General features: G+C 64.4%; 16 protein-coding genes. 6 read left to right on the top strand and 10 right to left on the bottom strand.

The window, feature by feature from the left end:
• Positions 1-156: 156 nt before the first annotated feature.
• Positions 157-1,050: a LysR family transcriptional regulator gene (locus CKW09_RS15735; RefSeq protein ID WP_061797406.1), complete on the bottom strand. Its 894-nt coding sequence runs from the start codon at positions 1,048-1,050 to the stop codon at positions 157-159.
• 210 nt (positions 1,051-1,260) lie between these two features.
• Between CKW09_RS15735 and CKW09_RS15730 the strand changes: the two genes are divergently transcribed.
• Positions 1,261-1,656: a (R)-mandelonitrile lyase gene (locus CKW09_RS15730; protein ID WP_061797404.1), complete on the top strand. Its 396-nt coding sequence runs from the start codon at positions 1,261-1,263 to the stop codon at positions 1,654-1,656.
• A 140-nt stretch (positions 1,657-1,796) separates the two neighbouring features.
• On the opposite strand, the gene gabD is transcribed toward CKW09_RS15730, so the two are convergent.
• Entirely contained in the window at positions 1,797-3,272 is a 1,476-nt protein-coding gene (gene gabD / locus CKW09_RS15725; protein ID WP_061797403.1) for an NADP-dependent succinate-semialdehyde dehydrogenase, read from the bottom strand.
• A 212-nt stretch (positions 3,273-3,484) separates the two neighbouring features.
• Here gabD and CKW09_RS15720 point away from each other — a divergent pair, with 212 nt between their 5' ends.
• Positions 3,485-3,703: a glycogen synthesis protein gene (locus CKW09_RS15720; protein ID WP_061797402.1), complete on the top strand. Its 219-nt coding sequence runs from the start codon at positions 3,485-3,487 to the stop codon at positions 3,701-3,703.
• A gap of 37 nt (positions 3,704-3,740) precedes the next feature.
• On the opposite strand, the gene CKW09_RS15715 is transcribed toward CKW09_RS15720, so the two are convergent.
• Together CKW09_RS15715 and CKW09_RS15710 are read right to left on the bottom strand one after the other, a co-directional pair.
• On the bottom strand, positions 3,741-4,655 hold the full coding sequence (locus tag CKW09_RS15715; protein ID WP_095098198.1) for a pyridoxamine 5'-phosphate oxidase family protein: 915 nt from the start codon (positions 4,653-4,655) through the stop codon (positions 3,741-3,743).
• 5 nt (positions 4,656-4,660) lie between these two features.
• The gene (locus CKW09_RS15710; RefSeq protein WP_061797400.1) at positions 4,661-5,278 is read right to left on the bottom strand and encodes a glutathione S-transferase; all 618 of its coding nucleotides are present in this window, start codon (positions 5,276-5,278) and stop codon (positions 4,661-4,663) included.
• 99 nt (positions 5,279-5,377) lie between these two features.
• Between CKW09_RS15710 and CKW09_RS15705 the strand changes: the two genes are divergently transcribed.
• The 4 genes from CKW09_RS15705 (at position 5,378) to CKW09_RS15690 (ending at position 9,138) form a co-directional block, all read left to right on the top strand.
• Positions 5,378-6,286, top strand: a complete 909-nt coding sequence (locus CKW09_RS15705) for a LysR family transcriptional regulator (protein WP_061797398.1) — start codon at positions 5,378-5,380, stop codon at positions 6,284-6,286.
• Between the two features lie 152 nt (positions 6,287-6,438).
• Entirely contained in the window at positions 6,439-7,254 is an 816-nt protein-coding gene (locus tag CKW09_RS15700) for an alpha/beta hydrolase (RefSeq protein WP_061797397.1), read from the top strand.
• Positions 7,238-7,609, top strand: coding sequence for a RidA family protein (locus tag CKW09_RS15695; protein WP_095098195.1), 372 nt, complete (start codon positions 7,238-7,240; stop codon positions 7,607-7,609). Before CKW09_RS15700 ends, CKW09_RS15695 begins: the two co-directional genes overlap by 17 nt.
• A gap of 131 nt (positions 7,610-7,740) precedes the next feature.
• Positions 7,741-9,138, top strand: a complete 1,398-nt coding sequence (locus tag CKW09_RS15690; protein WP_061797395.1) for an amino acid permease — start codon at positions 7,741-7,743, stop codon at positions 9,136-9,138.
• Between the two features lie 34 nt (positions 9,139-9,172).
• On the opposite strand, the gene paaY is transcribed toward CKW09_RS15690, so the two are convergent.
• From paaY to CKW09_RS15660, 6 genes are all read right to left on the bottom strand, one after another.
• Positions 9,173-9,769, bottom strand: a complete 597-nt coding sequence (gene paaY / locus CKW09_RS15685; protein WP_061797394.1) for a phenylacetic acid degradation protein PaaY — start codon at positions 9,767-9,769, stop codon at positions 9,173-9,175.
• A 12-nt stretch (positions 9,770-9,781) separates the two neighbouring features.
• Complete coding sequence (paaX, locus tag CKW09_RS15680; RefSeq protein ID WP_095098192.1) at positions 9,782-10,717, bottom strand: phenylacetic acid degradation operon negative regulatory protein PaaX; 936 nt, start codon at positions 10,715-10,717, stop codon at positions 9,782-9,784.
• 78 nt (positions 10,718-10,795) lie between these two features.
• On the bottom strand, positions 10,796-12,103 hold the full coding sequence (gene paaK / locus CKW09_RS15675; protein WP_095098189.1) for a phenylacetate--CoA ligase PaaK: 1,308 nt from the start codon (positions 12,101-12,103) through the stop codon (positions 10,796-10,798).
• A gap of 14 nt (positions 12,104-12,117) precedes the next feature.
• Entirely contained in the window at positions 12,118-13,323 is a 1,206-nt protein-coding gene (gene pcaF, locus CKW09_RS15670; protein WP_095098186.1) for a 3-oxoadipyl-CoA thiolase, read from the bottom strand.
• Complete coding sequence (gene paaI, locus CKW09_RS15665) at positions 13,320-13,760, bottom strand: hydroxyphenylacetyl-CoA thioesterase PaaI (RefSeq protein ID WP_095098183.1); 441 nt, start codon at positions 13,758-13,760, stop codon at positions 13,320-13,322. Before paaI ends, pcaF begins: the two co-directional genes overlap by 4 nt.
• A complete protein-coding gene (locus CKW09_RS15660; RefSeq protein ID WP_061797388.1) occupies positions 13,757-15,292 on the bottom strand; it encodes a 3-hydroxyacyl-CoA dehydrogenase in 1,536 nt (511 codons plus the stop codon). The genes paaI and CKW09_RS15660 overlap by 4 nt, the downstream gene beginning before the upstream one ends.
• Between the last annotated feature and the right edge of the window lie 2 nt (positions 15,293-15,294).

Below are 15,294 nucleotides of genomic sequence, written 5' to 3'. Positions count from 1 at the left end.
ACGGGAAGAGAAACGCATCCTGCATCGAGTATAGGTTATTCCGTTGTCAACCGCCCCGAGGCGCGTTTGCCTTGGAGGCGCGTTTCAGCGCCGAAGCGCGCAGGGCCAATCAGGCGCTGGTGACGGTGCCGGGGCGGATAGCGCAGTAAAAGGGCGTTAAGCCCGGTAGCGCAGCGCGTCGACCAACAGCGCGAAGGCGGTGGTGTGCTGCCTGCGGCTGGGATAATAGAGGTAGTAGCCGGGGAACGCCGGACACCACGCCTCGAGCACCTTGCGCAGGCGGCCGCTCGCCAGCTCTTGCGTCACGGTGTCTTCCGGCACAAAGGCGATGCCGAGGCCAAACAGCGCGGCGTCGATCCTCTGGCGCAGGCTGTTGAAGGTCAGCTGGCCGTCGACCCGCACCTTGATTTCGCGGCCGTCGCGTTCGAACTCCCAGGCATAGAGCCCGCCCATGGTGGGCAAGCGCATATTGATGCAGCGATGATTCTGCAGATCCTGCGGGCCGTTGGGCACGCCGAATTGTGCAAAGTAAGCCGGCGACGCGATGGGTACCATGCGCATTTCCGGCCCGATGCGCACGGCGACCATGTCCTTCGCCACCTGCTCGCCCAGACGAATGCCGGCGTCGAAGCGACCGGCGACGATATCCGTCAGGCTGTTGTCGACGGTGATTTCCACGTTGATATCCGGATAGTCGGCGAGAAACGATCGCAGCACCGGCCACAACACCGAATCAACGGCATGTTCCCCGGCGGTGAGGCGGATATTGCCGGCGGGGCGATCGCGCATTTCGCTCAGGGCGTCGAGCTCGCTCTCAATTTGCGCAAAGTGCGGGCCGATGTTGTTCACCAGCCGCTCTCCGGCCTCGGTGGGGGCCACGCTGCGGGTGGTGCGGGTCAATAACCGCAGTTCCAGCCTCTCTTCCAGCCCCCTGATGGCGTGGCTGAGCGCCGATTGCGAAACGCCGAGCTTTGCCGCCGCCCTGGTGAAGCTGCGCTCTCTGGCCACCACCAGAAAAGAAATCAAGTCGCTGAAGTTCTCTTTTAACATCCCGGCTCCCGCAGGCTGGCGAAAATTCATCTCGGTATTCTATACCCTGGCGCGGAGGGGCACATCCGCTGATTCATGAGTTTTACTCATAGCTCCTTGCGTATTTTGCTGGCTAGCGCCCATCGGCTGTCGGCGGTATCTTTTCGTCAGCGCATCCCATTATCTTGTCACTGTCAGCGCCGGCAACCCGTGCCGACGCGGAGGAAAAAAATGAAGATTCAACGCAGCGGTTCCTTGCCTTCCCAACGCGGCCCGGAGAACTACTTTACCGGCCAGGTGCGCATCGACGCGCCCTTCGCCGGCACCGAACCGGCCCGGGTAGGCGGCGCCACCGTCACCTTCGAACCCGGCGCCCGCACCGCCTGGCATACCCATCCGCTCGGCCAGACGCTGATCGTCACCCAGGGGCGCGGCTGGATCCAGGTGTGGGGCGAAGCGGTTCAGGAAATGAACCCGGGCGATATCGTCTGGATCCCGGAAGGGGTGAAGCACTGGCACGGGGCGACGCCCGACACCGCCATGACCCATATCGCCATCGCCGAGTCGCTGAACGGCAGCCCGGTGACCTGGATGGAAAAGGTCAGCGACGCGCAGTATCAGGGATAGCATCGAGCCCTGCCGGCGTTGCCGGCAGGGCTTGTGGCGTTACGCTCGCTCGCGAAGCGCCGCCGGTTGCCGAAGGGATCGGCGACGTTCCAACCGAGAGGATGCGGAGCCGCGGGGGAGAACTCCATCGTAGTGTCCTGTTAGTCGCTCAGGCCGCCGAGACACAGGTATTTGATCTCGAGATAGTCCTCGATGCCGTATTTCGACCCTTCACGCCCCAACCCCGAGTTTTTCATGCCGCCGAACGGCGCCACCTCGGTGGATATCAACCCTTCGTTAATGCCGACGATGCCGTATTCCAGCGCTTCGGCCACGCGCATTACCCGGCCGATATCGCGGCTGTAAAAATAAGCGGCCAGGCCGAACGGCGTGTCGTTGGCCAGTTCGATGGCTTCGTCTTCATGAGTGAAACGGATCAACGGGGCGACCGGGCCAAAGGTTTCCTCGCGGAAGATTTTGGCCTCGCGCGGTACCCCGGTCAGGATGGTCGGGGCATAGAAGTTATGGCCCAGCGCGTGCGGTTTGCCGCCCAGCAGCACCGAGGCGCCGTGTTTGACGGCGTCGGCGATATGCTCGCTGACTTTCTCCACCGCCTCCCGATTGATCAACGGGCCGATGGTGACGCCGTCGTCCATGCCGTTGCCGACCTTCAGCCGTTCCACAGCAGTTTTCAGCCTGGCGGCGAAGGCGTCATACACGCCGTCCTGCACCAGGAAACGGTTGGTGCAGACGCAGGTCTGGCCGGCATTGCGGTATTTTGACGCCACCGCCCCCGCGACCGCGGCATCCAGATCGGCGTCGTCGAACACGATAAAGGGCGCATTGCCGCCCAGCTCCATGCTGGTCTTTTTGATGGTCGGCGCGCACTGCGCCAGCAGCTGCGCGCCCACCTCGGTGCTGCCGGTGAAAGACAGCTTGCGCACGTCGGGGTTGGCGGTCAGCTCGCCGCCGATGGCCTTGCTGGGGCCGGTGATCACGTTGCACACGCCGGCGGGCAGCCCGGCGCGCTCGGCCAGCACGGCAATCGCCAACGCCGAAAACGGCGTCTGGCTGGCGGGACGGATCACCCCGGTACAGCCGGCCGCCCAACCGGGGCCGGCCTTGCGGGTGATCATCGCCGCCGGGAAGTTCCACGGGGTAATGGCGGCGAACACGCCGATCGGCTCTTTTTGCACGATGATGCGTCGGCCCGGCTGGTTTTGCGGGATGGTGTCGCCGTACACCCGTTTGCCTTCTTCGGCGAACCATTCGATAAAGGACGCCGCATAGGCTATCTCTCCGCGGCTTTCCGCCAGCGGTTTGCCCTGTTCTGCGGTCATGATGCGCGCTAAATCGTCCTGATTTTCCATCATCAGTTCAAACAGCTTGCGCAGCTTGCCGGCGCGCTCTTTGGCGGTCAGCGCGCGCCAGGCGGGTTGGGCCTTTCTGGCGGCGGCGATCGCCCGGGCGGTTTCTTCGGCGCCGAAGGCCGGCACCTGGCCGACCGGTTCGCCGCTGGCGGGATTGCGGATTTCGATCGCCTGGCCGTCTTTAACCGGCAGCCATTGCCCGTCGATGTAGTTGGCCTCGCGGAACAGTGCGGGATCCTTGAGGGTGGCGGAAAAGTGAGTGCTCATCGGTATCTTCCTTTGCAGAATTCAACACAGGGTGGTCTGCCCCATACGACACCCTTCACCCTAGCAAATTTTTGCGGCGTCGTTGGGTCAAGCCCGACAAGAAAGCCATTTGCCGCATGCGCACCTTCTGTACAAAAAACACCCGGCGGGGGGGCGATACTGAAATCAGCAGGCATTTGACCCTTTTCGAGGTGACCAAAAGGAGTGTGCAAATGATGAAATCAGTGGACAGACATCTTGCGGCCTACGGCGGCGGCGAAATGGATTTTCTGGCGTCGAGCATCGCGCTGATGGAGTGGCAGGGCAGGGAGATTGACGCCGGCAAGGTGGCCGGCAACATGTCGGAGCAGCAAAGCCGCCTGTTCTTTGAGCGGCTGAGTTATTTTCGCCAGCTTTATCAGGCCGCCGCGGTGGCGGAGCACAGCGCGTAAAATTTTATCTGGCCCCGCCGACGCGGGGCTTGTTGTTTCAGCCGGGCCATACGCCGGTGCTGAGCGTCGCCGGCGAGTATTCCCGGTTGCGCCCCCGCCAGGGCAACGCCGCCTTAAAACGCCATGCGCTGCGGACATCAAATCGCCAGTAGCGTTCGGCGCCCTCGACCCCCGGGCCGCGTTCCGGCCGCCAGAGGATCTCCGTTTCCCCCTGCAAATGCAGCACGTCGCCGCGTTCGAAATCGATAAACAGCAGCGCGGCGCGCGGCTCGGCCAGCAGGTTGCCCAGCGTATTCATATAACGGTTGCCGCGAAAATCCGGCATCCACAAGCTGGCGCCGGCCAGATGGATAAACCCCGGCCGGCCGCCGCGGTGCGAAATGTCGACGCCGCCCTGCGCCAGCTCAAGGTGCGCGGCGCTGGCGACGAAGCAGGTGTCGGCCTGGCGGATCAGCGCCTGCGCCGCCGCGTCCAGCGCGCCGAGATGCTCGATCGGCTGCGCAACGCCCGCCGCCGGGTACAGCTCACGACGCTGAATATACTGCGGACAGTTGCCGAAGCTTTGCCGCACCGCGATCTCCAGCCGATTTTTGTCGGTGCGGCTGATGACGCCGTTGACCCGATTGCGCCGCCGGTTGCTGAAGTCCAGCCCCAGCGCGCCGACCGGTTTGCCGGGCAGCAGCATCGCCTGAGCCGGATCGTCGCCGCGGCGCGGCGCGCCGATGCGCAGGTGCCGGTCGTCCGGGGTGCGCAGAAACCCCGGCGGCCCGCTGAACAGCGTGGCGACCGGCCAGCGGTTATCGTCCAGCGTGGCGACGAACAGATAGGGCAGCGCGGCGAAGAACTCCCGGTGCTGCTCGGGCATGGCGTCGTAGATGCCGCTCCCCACGCGGTCGAAACCGGCCAGCGTCTGGGCGCGCAATTCGTCGGGGTGAAATACCGGGCCGGTCATCGGCTTCAGCTCGCAGCGGGTTCTGGCAGCGCCGGCATGGCGAAAAAGCCGGGCAGCGCGGCGATGCGGGCGATCCAGCGCTGGATCGCCGGATAAGGCGCCAGCGAGACGCCGCCCTCCGCCGCCACCGCCAGGTAGCTGTGGCAGGCCAGATCGGCGATGGTCGGCCGCTCGGTCGCCAGATATTGGCGATCGCCGAGATGCCGCTCCATCTGCGGCAGGAAGCGGTCGTTGATCGCCAACGCCGCCTGATAATCCTCCGGCGCGGAGAACTGCGCGATCAGCCGGCAGGACGCCGGGCCATAGCGCACCTCGCCGGCGGCTTTCGACAGCCATTCCTGCACCTGCGCCGCCGCCAGCGGCTGTTCAGGCAGCCAGTGGCTGCCCGGCGCGTAGCGTTTCACCAGATACACCAGGATGGCGTTGCTGTCGGCCAGCGTCAGTTCGCCGTCCTGCAGCACCGGGATCTGGCCGAACGGATTGAGGCGGCGAAACGCCGCGCTTTGGCGCATCGCCGCCGCGGCCTCGACCCATTCATAGGGCAGGTCGAGCATGCGCAGCAGCAGCGCCACGCGGTGGGCGTGGCCGGAAAGTGGCGTGCCGTACAGCTTGATGGTGGACATAATGTGTCTCCTCGTTCGTTTTCCAACAGCATACTCTTGCATTCGGTGACGTGAATCCGGCAATGTAGAAATTGATAATTTCACTTTATGGAACAGTCTATGGACCGATTGGACGAGCTGGCGATATTTGTGGCGGTGATCCAGCACGGCAGCCTGGCCGCCGCCGGGCGCAAGCTGCGGCGTTCCGCGCCGGCGGTCACCCGGGCCATCGCCGCGCTGGAGCAGCGTTTTGGCGCCCGGCTGGTGGAACGCACCACCCGGCGTCTGGCGCCGACCGAAGCCGGGCTGCGGTTGGCGGAGCGCGCGCAGCTGCTGCTGCAGGATTATCACGCGGCGGTGCTGGATACCGCCGATAGCCAGCTCAGCGGCCTGCTGCGCATTACGTCGCCGGTGCAGTTCGGCCGCATGCACGTGGCGCCGGTGGTAATGGCGTTTCTCGACGACTACCCGCAGATGCAGATTGAAATGGTGCTCAACGATCGCAACCTCGAGCTGATCGACGAGGGGTTGGACGTGGCGGTGCGCATCGGTCACCAGCAGGACTCTTCGCGGGTGGCGCGCCGGCTGGGGCAGGTCAGCCGGGTCACGGTCGCCAGCCCGGCTTATCTGGCGCGCCGCGGTGAACCTCTGACGCCGGCGCAGCTGGCGGATCACGACACCATCGTCGGCACCCAGCGGCCTTCGCTGCGCGAATGGCGCTTCGGCCCGCAGGAAAACGGCGAACGGGTGCGCCTGACGCCCCGGCTGCTGCTCAACGAGGTGGAAACTCAGCTGCTGGCCGCGCGCGCCGGCAAAGGCATCGCCCGTTTGCTGTCTTATCAGGTGGCGGACGATCTGGCCGCCGGCGCGCTGGTGCGGCTGCTGCCGGCGTTTGAACCGCTGCCGATGCCGGTACAGCTGGTGGCGCAGCATGTACAACGGATGCCGCTGAAGGTGCGCACCTTTTGGGATTACGCCTTCCAGCGGCTGAGCCGATTACCGCAAATTCAGGCCGGGCCGCCGGTTTAAATAAGCGCAATACGTTTCGCTGGTTGAACTTTTCGAGCGGAATTCAAGATTTATATTGTCGGGCGCGCATTGCTGATGCAGCCGTCTTGACAATATTTTTAGTGATTGCTAATAGTTAACTCACTTCTTAAATAATAAACGAAGTTTAATATATGAAACTTATGCCGGGGAGTTATGACAACGGTTCGACGGTGGAAAATGAGGGTGAAATTCTGGCTTCATTTCAATCGCGCAGCCGAGAGGTTTATCGAAATGGTCGGCATGATAAAAACATTCCCTATGGCGACTCTCCGCGAGAAGTTTTCGACTGGTTTTATTCCGCCGGAAATACGCAGGGGACGTTAATTTTTATTCACGGCGGTTATTGGCAGTTTTGCAGTAAAGAAGATTTCGCTTTTATTGCGCCGGCGCCGTTGGCGCTCGGTTTTGACGTGGTGCTGGTGGAATATGCGCTGGCCCCCGTGGCTTCTCTGGACGATATATGCCGCCAGCTGGGGGCGGCGCTGGACGTTATTCAACGGCGTCTGCCGCCGCGGCCCCGGCGGCCGGTTTACCTGTGCGGCCATTCCGCCGGCGGCCATTTGGCCAGCCTGTGGCAGCACCATGCTGCGGTCGACGCGGTCTTGCCCATCAGCGGCATCTTCGAGCTGGAGCCGCTGTTGAACTGCTATGTCAACCGGGCGCTGCAGTTGACCGGGCGGCAAATCTTGACGCTCAGCCCGGCGCGCAACATCCCCGAACGCATCAAGCCCATGACGCTGTTCTACGGCGCGGCGGAGCTGCCGGAGCTGATCGGCCAATCGCGGCACTATCACGCCGCGCTGCGGGAGCGCGGGCTGCGGGCCGGCCTGAACGCGGTGCCCGGCGCCAATCATTACACCATTCTGGATGCGCTGTTCGCCGCCGACGGCGCGTTGATCCGCCAACTTGGCAACCATGAGGAACTTCAGCATGCGCAAGGTCATTGATACCGGGCTGCCCGACATCGGCCAGCCTTTTTCCTGGGCCACCCAGGGCGGGGGCATGCTGTTTACCGCCCACGGGCCGGTCAGGGCCGACGGCAGCATAGAAACCGGCGCGCCGGAAAAACAAATAACCCTGACGTTCGATAATCTGGCTCAGACGCTAAAGGCGGCAAATAGCCATTCCGATAACGTGTTGCAGGTCATTATTTATTTGACCGACGTTAACGACGTTAAATTGCTCGATGACATTTATCTTGAATATTTCAACTATCCGTATCCTAACCGTTCCACCGTTATTGTCGAAAAGCTGGTGGTGCCCGGCATGAAAATAGAGATTACCGTCAGCGCCATCGCCTGATTGTTTTTTCAGGCGTTGTTTCAGTTAATTCCATAGTGAACTAAGGCTTACCTGTGCTTGAAATTGTTAATTCAGCCACCGCCGCCATTTCGGACGTTAACCGCACTGCGTGAATAAGGTAGGGCTTAGTGATGAAACCGATAAAAGATTTTGAGCATATCGCCCGGCGCCAGGGCGGGTTGAATAAACACCTCACCGCCGGGCAAATGTCGATGCTGGCGATCGGCGGCGCCATCGGCACCGGGCTGTTTCTCGGCAGCGCCTACGCCATTCAAATGGCGGGGCCCAGCGTCCTGTTGAGCTACCTGATCGGCGGCGCGATCGCGCTGTTGCTGATGGGGTGCCTGGCGGAAATGACCTCCGAACACCCGACGCCCGGTTCGTTCGGCGACTACGCCGAGTTTTACCTCGGGCCGCTGTTCGGCTTTTTGGTGCGCTACTCCTACTGGTCCTGCGTGGTGCTGGCGGTGGGCACCGAGGTGACCGCCATCGGCATGTACATGCAGTTCTGGTTCCCGGCCACGCCGATCTGGCCCTGGGTATTGCTGTTCTCGGCGGCGGTGATCGCCATCAACCTGATCGGCGTGAAATCCTTCGGTCAGGTGGAATACGCGCTGTCCACCGTCAAGGTGGTGGCGATCGTGGCGTTTATCGTTATCGGCATCGGCATTCTGTCGTTTTCCGCCAACCCGGCCTTCGGCCTGCGCAATCTGACTGAGGGCGGTTTTCTGCCGTTCGGCGTCAAAGGCATGTGGTTCGCGGTGATCGTTTCGATCTTCAGCTACCTGAGCATCGAAATGATCGCGGTGGCGGCGGGCGAAGCCAAAAATCCGGTTATCGCGGTTCGGGCGGCATTCAAGGGCACCATTGTGCGCCTGTTTATTTTCTACATGCTGTCGATTGGCCTGATGCTGGCGATTGTGCCCTGGCGCCAGTCCGGCACCGGCGAGAGCCCGTTCCTGATGGCGATGAACGTGATCCATCTGCCCGCCGCCGCCGGCATCTTCAACTTTATCGTGCTGGTGGCGGCGCTGTCGGCGATGAACAGCCAGCTGTACATCACCACCCGCATGATGTTTTCGCTGTCGCGCGCCGGGCAGGCGCCGGCGGCGCTGGGGCGGATCAGCCGGCGCGGCATTCCGGTCAATGCGCTGGCGATGTCTTGCATCGGCATCCTGGTGTCGATCGTGCTGAGCCTGGTGGCGCCCAAAACCTCATTCGCCGCCATGATGTCGATTTCGGTGTACGGCGCCTGCTTCACCTGGTTGATGATCTTCGTCACCCACCTGTTTTTCCGCCGCCGCCATCGTCAGACGCACCTGAAGTTTCGCATGTGGGGCTTCCCGTACACCACGCTGGCCGGCGCGTTGCTGATGGCGGCGCTGATGGTGTCGACCGCCTTCACCGAGTTTTTCCGCATGACGCTGTGGTTCGGCATTCCGTTCACCCTGCTGCTGGTGGCGGCTTATCTGTTCCATAGCCGGCGCGCGCCTGCGCCGCAGCCACTCAAGGTGCCGGAGGTGGAATAGGGGGGAGGGCTGAAGGAAACCTTCAGCCTGGGGATCACAGCTGGCTTTTCGGGATCAGATGGTCGCCAAAGCTCAGGCGCTGGCGGCCAGGTTCGATTTCCGTCAGGGGGGCGACTTCGCGCAGCGAGGATTTGCAGCGCTGCACCAGATCCTGGTATTCGCGGGTGCCGGCGACTTTCCACTCCAGCTCTTGTTCGGTCAGATCGCGCAGCACGCGCGCCGGGCTGCCGACCACCAGTTTGTTGGCGGCGATCACCGCCGCCGCCTTGACGAACGCCATGGCGCCGACGATGGTGTTCTCGCCGATTTCCGCGCCGTCCATAATCACCGCATTCATGCCGACCATGGCGTTGCGGCGGATGCGGCAGCCGTGCAGGATCGCGCCGTGGCCGATGTGGCCGTCTTCCTCCACCACCGTATCCTGCTGCGGGAAGCCGTGCATCACGCAGTTATCCTGGATATTGGCGCCGTCGCGGATCACCAGCCGGCCAAAATCGCCGCGCAGGCTGGCGTTCGGGCCGATATACACCTGCTTGCCGACGATCACGTCGCCGATCAGCACCGCGGTTGGGTGCACGTAGCTGCTGGGGTCGACCACCGGGGTCAGGCCGTCAATCTGATACACAGGCATAGCGAAAGCTCCTTAAAAAGTGTCGCGCGGCAGGCCGCCGAAGCGCCGATAGTAGCTCGCCGAGGGGGCGGGCAGGGCGCCGATGGTGGTTTCCGCCAGTGCGCTGACGTAATCGGTCGCGGCGCGATCCACCTGCTGATAGATATTGATGCACAGGTTGCGGGCGATTTGCCCTTCCCATTGGGCGGGCAACAGCGCATCCGGCAGCAGCGGATCTTTCAACACCACGCGGCGAAAGAAGTGAATCAATAATAGCTTAATCTGGAAACAGCGCTGTGGCGTCAGCGCCGCGGGGGCGATCTCGCGCAGCAGCGCCATCAGCGGGCGGAAAGAGACGATAAACTCGTGGTAGCCCGCCGCCACTTCGTTCAGCGACCAACAGTCGGCCACCAGCTGCTGCAGCGTCTGTTCGGAGCGGTTGTAGGGGTAGTCGGCGCGGAAGTAGATCACCCGCTCGCTGGCGTTGAGTTCGCCGAGCAGCGCCGTGACGTCGGTCTGGGCGTGGGTGGGGGCCGCCATCAGGTTGTTGGCGATCTGGCCGAAGCCCAGCCAGCCCAGCTCTTTCTTCAGCCGCGCCCGTTCGTGCTTGTCGGCGCGCTCCAGCAACAGCAAATCCCATTTGCCGTCCCAGGCCGGTTGTTCGCTGAGGTAAATTTTCGACTCGGCATGGCGGAACTGGCGCATGCCCTGTTCGGTCACGCGGTAGAAGCTGCGCCGGCCGATTTTCTCCACCGCCAGCCAGCCCTCTTTTTGCAGGCGGAACACCGAGGTGCGCACGAAGCGATCGCCAAAACCCAGCGCCTCCAGCAGCGCGCTGAGGCTGCCGAGCCAGATCTCGCCGCCGCGGTGGCTGAGCGCGTCGCCGTACAGCGAGATGATAAGCGACGTGCCGCTGACCGGTTGGGCGTCTACGGCATGGCGGATAAACGCATCCAGTTTATGTTCCATATTTTTCCATGGGTTAGCCGACGATGAGCCCTAACATTACCATAATTCGCCGCGGCGTCATCCGTGACGCCGCGGGCCTCAGCGCGGCCGCAGGTCGACCACCCGCTGCGCCTTGCCTTCCGAACGCGGGATGTCGCCGCAGTTGGCGATGCTGACGTCGGTGCTGACGCCAACGATCGATTTGATGTGGTGGCGCAGTTGGTGGCAGATGTCGCAGCGCTGCTGGTGGCTGAGGCCGAGCGCCGATTCCTTCAGCTCGACGCGCACCGCCAGGGTGTCGAGGTGTCCGCTGCGGCTGACCTGCAGCTGGTAGTGCGGCGACAGCTGCTCGAATTGCATGATCTGTTCCTCCAGCTGCGACGGGAACACGTTGACGCCGCGGATGATCAGCATGTCGTCGGAACGGCCGGTGATCTTGCCCATGCGGCGCATCTGGCGGGCGTCGCCCGGCAGCAGCCGGGTGAGATCGCGGGTGCGGTAGCGGATCACCGGCAGCGCTTCCTTGGTCAGGGTGGTGAACACCAGTTCGCCGTGTTCGCCGTCCGGCAGCGCCGCGCCGGTTTCCGGGCAGATGATTTCCGGCAGGAAATGGTCTTCCCAAATGGTCGGGCCGCCGCCGCTTTCGGCGCACTCCATCGCCACGCCCGGGCCCATCACTTCGGACAGCCCGTAGATATCCAGCGCCTTGATGCCCATGCGGGTTTCGATTTCGTGCCGCAGCGCTTCGGTCCAGGGCTCCGCGCCGAACACCCCGAGGCGCAGCGAGCAGCCGCGGGCGTCGCCGCCCATTTTGCGCTCCAGTTCGTCGATCAGCGTCAGGCAGTAGGACGGCGTCACCATGATCACGTCGGGTTTGAAATCCAGGATCAGCTGCGCCTGCTTTTCGGTTTGGCCGCCGGACATCGGGATCACCGTGGCGCCAAGGCGCTCGGCGCCGTAGTGCGCGCCGAGCCCGCCGGTGAACAGGCCGTAACCGTAGGCGACATGCACCTTGTCTTTGGCGGTGGCGCCGGCGGCGCGCAGGCTGCGGGCGACGATATCGGCCCAGTTATCGATATCGCGCTGGGTATAGCCGACCACCGTCGGCCGGCCGGTGGTGCCCGACGAGGCGTGGATGCGCACCACCTGTTCCATCGGCACCGCGAAGGTGTCGAACGGGTAGTTGTCGCGCAGGTCCTGCTTGGTGGTGTAGGGGAAACGCGCCAGGTCGCTCAACTGCCGCAGATCGTCCGGGTGCACCCCGGCCCGATCGAACTTGCGGCGGTACATCGGCACGTTGTTATAGGCATGGCGCAGCGTCCATTTCAGACGCGCCAGCTGCAGCGCTTCAATCTCGTCGCGCGAGGCGAATTCGACTGCATCGAGTGGCTGTGGATTTATTGTCATAATTAGCCTCGGGGTCAGACACGCTCAATGATCATGGCGATGCCTTGGCCGACGCCGATGCACATGGTGCACAGCGCGTAGCGGCCGGCTCGCCGTTCCAGTTCAAACAGGGCGGCCAGCGCCAGGCGCGCGCCGCTCATGCCCAGCGGATGGCCCAAGGCGATGGCGCCGCCGTTGGGGTTCACCTGCGTGGCGTCGTCCGGCAGGCCGAGCTGGCGCAACACCGCCAGCGCCTGGGCGGCGAACGCTTCATTCAGCTCAATCACGTCCATCTGCGCCAGGCTCAGCCCGGCGATTTCCAATACCTTGCGGGTGGCCGGCAGCGGGCCGATGCCCATCAGCCGCGGCTCGACGCCGCAGGTGGCGGTGGCGACGATGCGCGCGCGCGGCGTCAGCCCCTGACGCGCCGCCATCGCTTCGGAGGCGACGATCAGGGCGGCCGCGCCGTCGTTCAGCCCGGAGGCGTTGCCGGCGGTGACGCTGCCGGGCTGGCGGAACGGGGTTTTCAGCGCCTGCAACTGTTCAAGTTGGGTATCGGCGCGCGGGTGTTCGTCCCGGCTGAACTGCGTGACCGCGCCTTTTTTACCGCTGAGGCCGACCGGCACGATCTCCTGCGCCAGGTATCCCAGATCCTGCGCGCGGGCGGTGCGCCGCTGGCTGCGCAGCGCAAAGGCGTCCTGATCGGCGCGGCTGATGTTGAACTGCGCCGCCACGTTTTCGGCGGTTTCCGGCATCGAGTCGGTGCCGAAGCCGGCCTGCATCCGCGGGTTGACGAAGCGCCAGCCGAGGGTGGTGTCATACAGCTGCGCCTGGCGGCTGAAGGCGCTGTCGGCCTTGCCCATCACCAGCGGCGCGCGAGTCATCGATTCCGCGCCGCCGGCCAGCACCAGCCCGGCTTCACCGGCCTTGATGCTGCGCGCCGCCATCGCCAGCGCATCCAGCCCCGAGCCGCACAGGCGGTTGAGGGTGGTACCGGAAACGCCGGTCGGCAGGCCGGCCAGCAGCAGCGCCATGCGCGCCAGGTTGCGGTTGTCTTCCCCGGCCTGATTGGCGCAGCCGAGGATCACGTCGTCGGTCTGCGCCCAATCCACCTGCGGGTGGCGCTCCAGCAGCGCGCGCAGCGGCAGGGCGGCCAGATCGTCGGCGCGCACGTTGGCCAACGCGCCGCCATAGCGGCCGATCGGGGTGCGCACGCCGTCGCAGATAAACGCCTGACTCATGCTTGCTCTCCTAAGATGCTGTGGCCGAGACGGTGCGCGCGGCCGCGGAACCAGGCGACGGTCTTGCCCAGTTGGTTGACTATCTCGACGTCGTACAGCCCGGTGGTTTTGCCCTGATGGCGCAGCTCGGCGCTGGCGACGAGGCGATCGCCGGCCCGGGCCGGCCGAATGAAGTCGATGCTGCAGCCGGAGGCCACCGCCGCCAACCCCTGGCTGTTGCAGGCGTAGGCGAAGGCGGTGTCCGCCAGGCTGAACAGCTGGCCGCCGTGGCAGGTCTGATGGCCGTTGAGCATCTGCGGCCCGACGGTCATGCTCACCTGGGCGAAACCGGCGTCGACCGCCTCGATGCGCATCCCCATGGCCTGGGCGCAGGTATCCTGCCGGAACATCTGTTCGGCGCAGCGCTGGGCCAGCGCGCGCGGCGTATTGGCGTTCATCGTTCGGCTCCTGAGCTTGGGGCGGTTGAAGGGGCGGCATAGCGGCGCAGCAGCGGCATCGGGCGATAGCGCGCCTCGCCGTAGAACTGCTGCAGGTTTTCCAGCGTGGCCAGGATATGCCGCCAGCCGAGGGCCGCGCTCCAGCCCAGCGGGCCGCGCGGGTAGTTGACGCCGTGCAGCATCGCCAAATCGGTATCGGCGGCGCTGGCGACGCCTTTGTTGACCACGTCGAGCGCTTCGTTGGCCAGCATGGCCAGGGTACGCATCACCAGCAGGCCGGGGTAGTCCGGCAGCAGGATCACCCGCTTGCCGAGCGACTGCAGCAGGCGGATCGCCTTGGCGTTGTGCCTCGCCTCGTTCTGCGCCGCGCAGCTGATGGCGACGGCGGGGGCTGGCGCATAGTTGGCGGACAGATCAAACAGCACCACGGGGGTTCCGGTTTCATCGGCAATCTGGCTGGCAGTTTTACCATTTGTTAACATAAATGTAACTTCATCGAGGGTGGCGAAGGCGCTGGTCTGGCCAGGTTGTTTGACCGCCGCCGCATTTCTCGCCAACAGCTCGGCGAAATCGGCCAGCGGCGACCAGTCGCCATGCAGGGTCACGCGCTGCGGCGCTTCGCCCTGTTCCGCCGGTGCATACCGGGCGGCGGGGGCCGGCAGCTCGGCGCCGTAGCGATAAAAACCGCGGCCGCTTTTGCGGCCAAGGTGCCCGGCGGCCACCAGTTCCTGCTGCACCAGCGAAGGGGTAAAGCGCGGGTCCTGGAAGAAGGCCTGGAATACCGATTCGGTAACGGCGTAGTTGATGTCCTGGCCAATCAGATCGGTCAGCTGCAGCGGCCCCATGGCGAAGCCGCCGGCGTCGCGCAGCACCGCGTCCAGCGTGGCGGCGTCCGCCACCCGTTCCTCCAGCGCGCGCAGGGTTTCGGCGTAGAACGGCCGCGCCACGCGGTTGACGATAAAGCCGGGCGTCGAGCGGCACTGCACGCTCTGCTTGCCCCAGCGGTCCGCCAGCGCCCGCAGGGCGTTCAGGGTAGCCGCGCTGGTTTCCAGGCCGCCGACGATCTCCACCAATTTCATCAGCGGCGCCGGGTTGAAGAAGTGCAGCCCGGCCATGCGCTGCGGGTGCTGCAGCGCGCCGGCGATGGCGGTGATCGACAGCGAAGAGGTGTTGCTGGCGAACAGCGCGGCGGGTGAGCACAGGGCCTCCAGATCGCGGAACAGGCTTTGCTTGACCGCCAGGCTCTCCGCTACCGCCTCGATCACCAGGGCGCTGTCGGCCAGTTGGTCGAGTGAATCGGCGCGGCGGATGCGCGCCAGCAGCGCTTCGGTAGCCGCAGAGTCGGCCTTGCCGGCCGCCACCCGTTGGCGCAGCCGTTGAGCCAGCCCGTCGAGTGCGCGCTGGGCGGCGGGGGCGGAGATGTCGAACAATCGCACCGGGTGCCCGGCGGCGGCGGCCACCTGGGCGATGCCGATGCCCATGGTGCCGGCGCCAATCACCGCCACCGGTCCGTTGAGTGTGGGCGTGTTCATGG

The sequence above is a fragment of the Serratia ficaria genome (assembly GCF_900187015.1).
Lineage (GTDB): Bacteria > Pseudomonadota > Gammaproteobacteria > Enterobacterales > Enterobacteriaceae > Serratia > Serratia ficaria.
Note: the sequence above shows the minus strand (reverse complement) of the source record. Positions and strands in the feature narration are given on the sequence as shown.

What these genes read in the sequence shown, in the direction of transcription:
- gabD (WP_061797403.1), bottom strand. Translation starts at nt 3,272, where the DNA reads ATGAGCACTCACTTTTCCGCCACCCTCAAGGATCCCGCACTGTTCCGC.
- CKW09_RS15710 (WP_061797400.1), bottom strand. Translation starts at nt 5,278, where the DNA reads ATGTCCACCATCAAGCTGTACGGCACGCCACTTTCCGGCCACGCCCAC.
- CKW09_RS15720 (WP_061797402.1), top strand. Translation starts at nt 3,485, where the DNA reads ATGATGAAATCAGTGGACAGACATCTTGCGGCCTACGGCGGCGGCGAA.
- CKW09_RS15730 (WP_061797404.1), top strand. Translation starts at nt 1,261, where the DNA reads ATGAAGATTCAACGCAGCGGTTCCTTGCCTTCCCAACGCGGCCCGGAG.
- CKW09_RS15735 (WP_061797406.1), bottom strand. Translation starts at nt 1,050, where the DNA reads ATGTTAAAAGAGAACTTCAGCGACTTGATTTCTTTTCTGGTGGTGGCC.
- CKW09_RS15705 (WP_061797398.1), top strand. Translation starts at nt 5,378, where the DNA reads ATGGACCGATTGGACGAGCTGGCGATATTTGTGGCGGTGATCCAGCAC.
- paaK (WP_095098189.1), bottom strand. Translation starts at nt 12,103, where the DNA reads ATGACAATAAATCCACAGCCACTCGATGCAGTCGAATTCGCCTCGCGC.
- paaI (WP_095098183.1), bottom strand. Translation starts at nt 13,760, where the DNA reads ATGAACGCCAATACGCCGCGCGCGCTGGCCCAGCGCTGCGCCGAACAG.
- CKW09_RS15690 (WP_061797395.1), top strand. Translation starts at nt 7,741, where the DNA reads ATGAAACCGATAAAAGATTTTGAGCATATCGCCCGGCGCCAGGGCGGG.
- CKW09_RS15715 (WP_095098198.1), bottom strand. Translation starts at nt 4,655, where the DNA reads ATGACCGGCCCGGTATTTCACCCCGACGAATTGCGCGCCCAGACGCTG.
- CKW09_RS15700 (WP_061797397.1), top strand. Translation starts at nt 6,439, where the DNA reads ATGAAACTTATGCCGGGGAGTTATGACAACGGTTCGACGGTGGAAAAT.
- pcaF (WP_095098186.1), bottom strand. Translation starts at nt 13,323, where the DNA reads ATGAGTCAGGCGTTTATCTGCGACGGCGTGCGCACCCCGATCGGCCGC.
- CKW09_RS15695 (WP_095098195.1), top strand. Translation starts at nt 7,238, where the DNA reads ATGCGCAAGGTCATTGATACCGGGCTGCCCGACATCGGCCAGCCTTTT.
- paaX (WP_095098192.1), bottom strand. Translation starts at nt 10,717, where the DNA reads ATGGAACATAAACTGGATGCGTTTATCCGCCATGCCGTAGACGCCCAA.
- paaY (WP_061797394.1), bottom strand. Translation starts at nt 9,769, where the DNA reads ATGCCTGTGTATCAGATTGACGGCCTGACCCCGGTGGTCGACCCCAGC.
- CKW09_RS15660 (WP_061797388.1), bottom strand. Translation starts at nt 15,292, where the DNA reads ATGAACACGCCCACACTCAACGGACCGGTGGCGGTGATTGGCGCCGGC.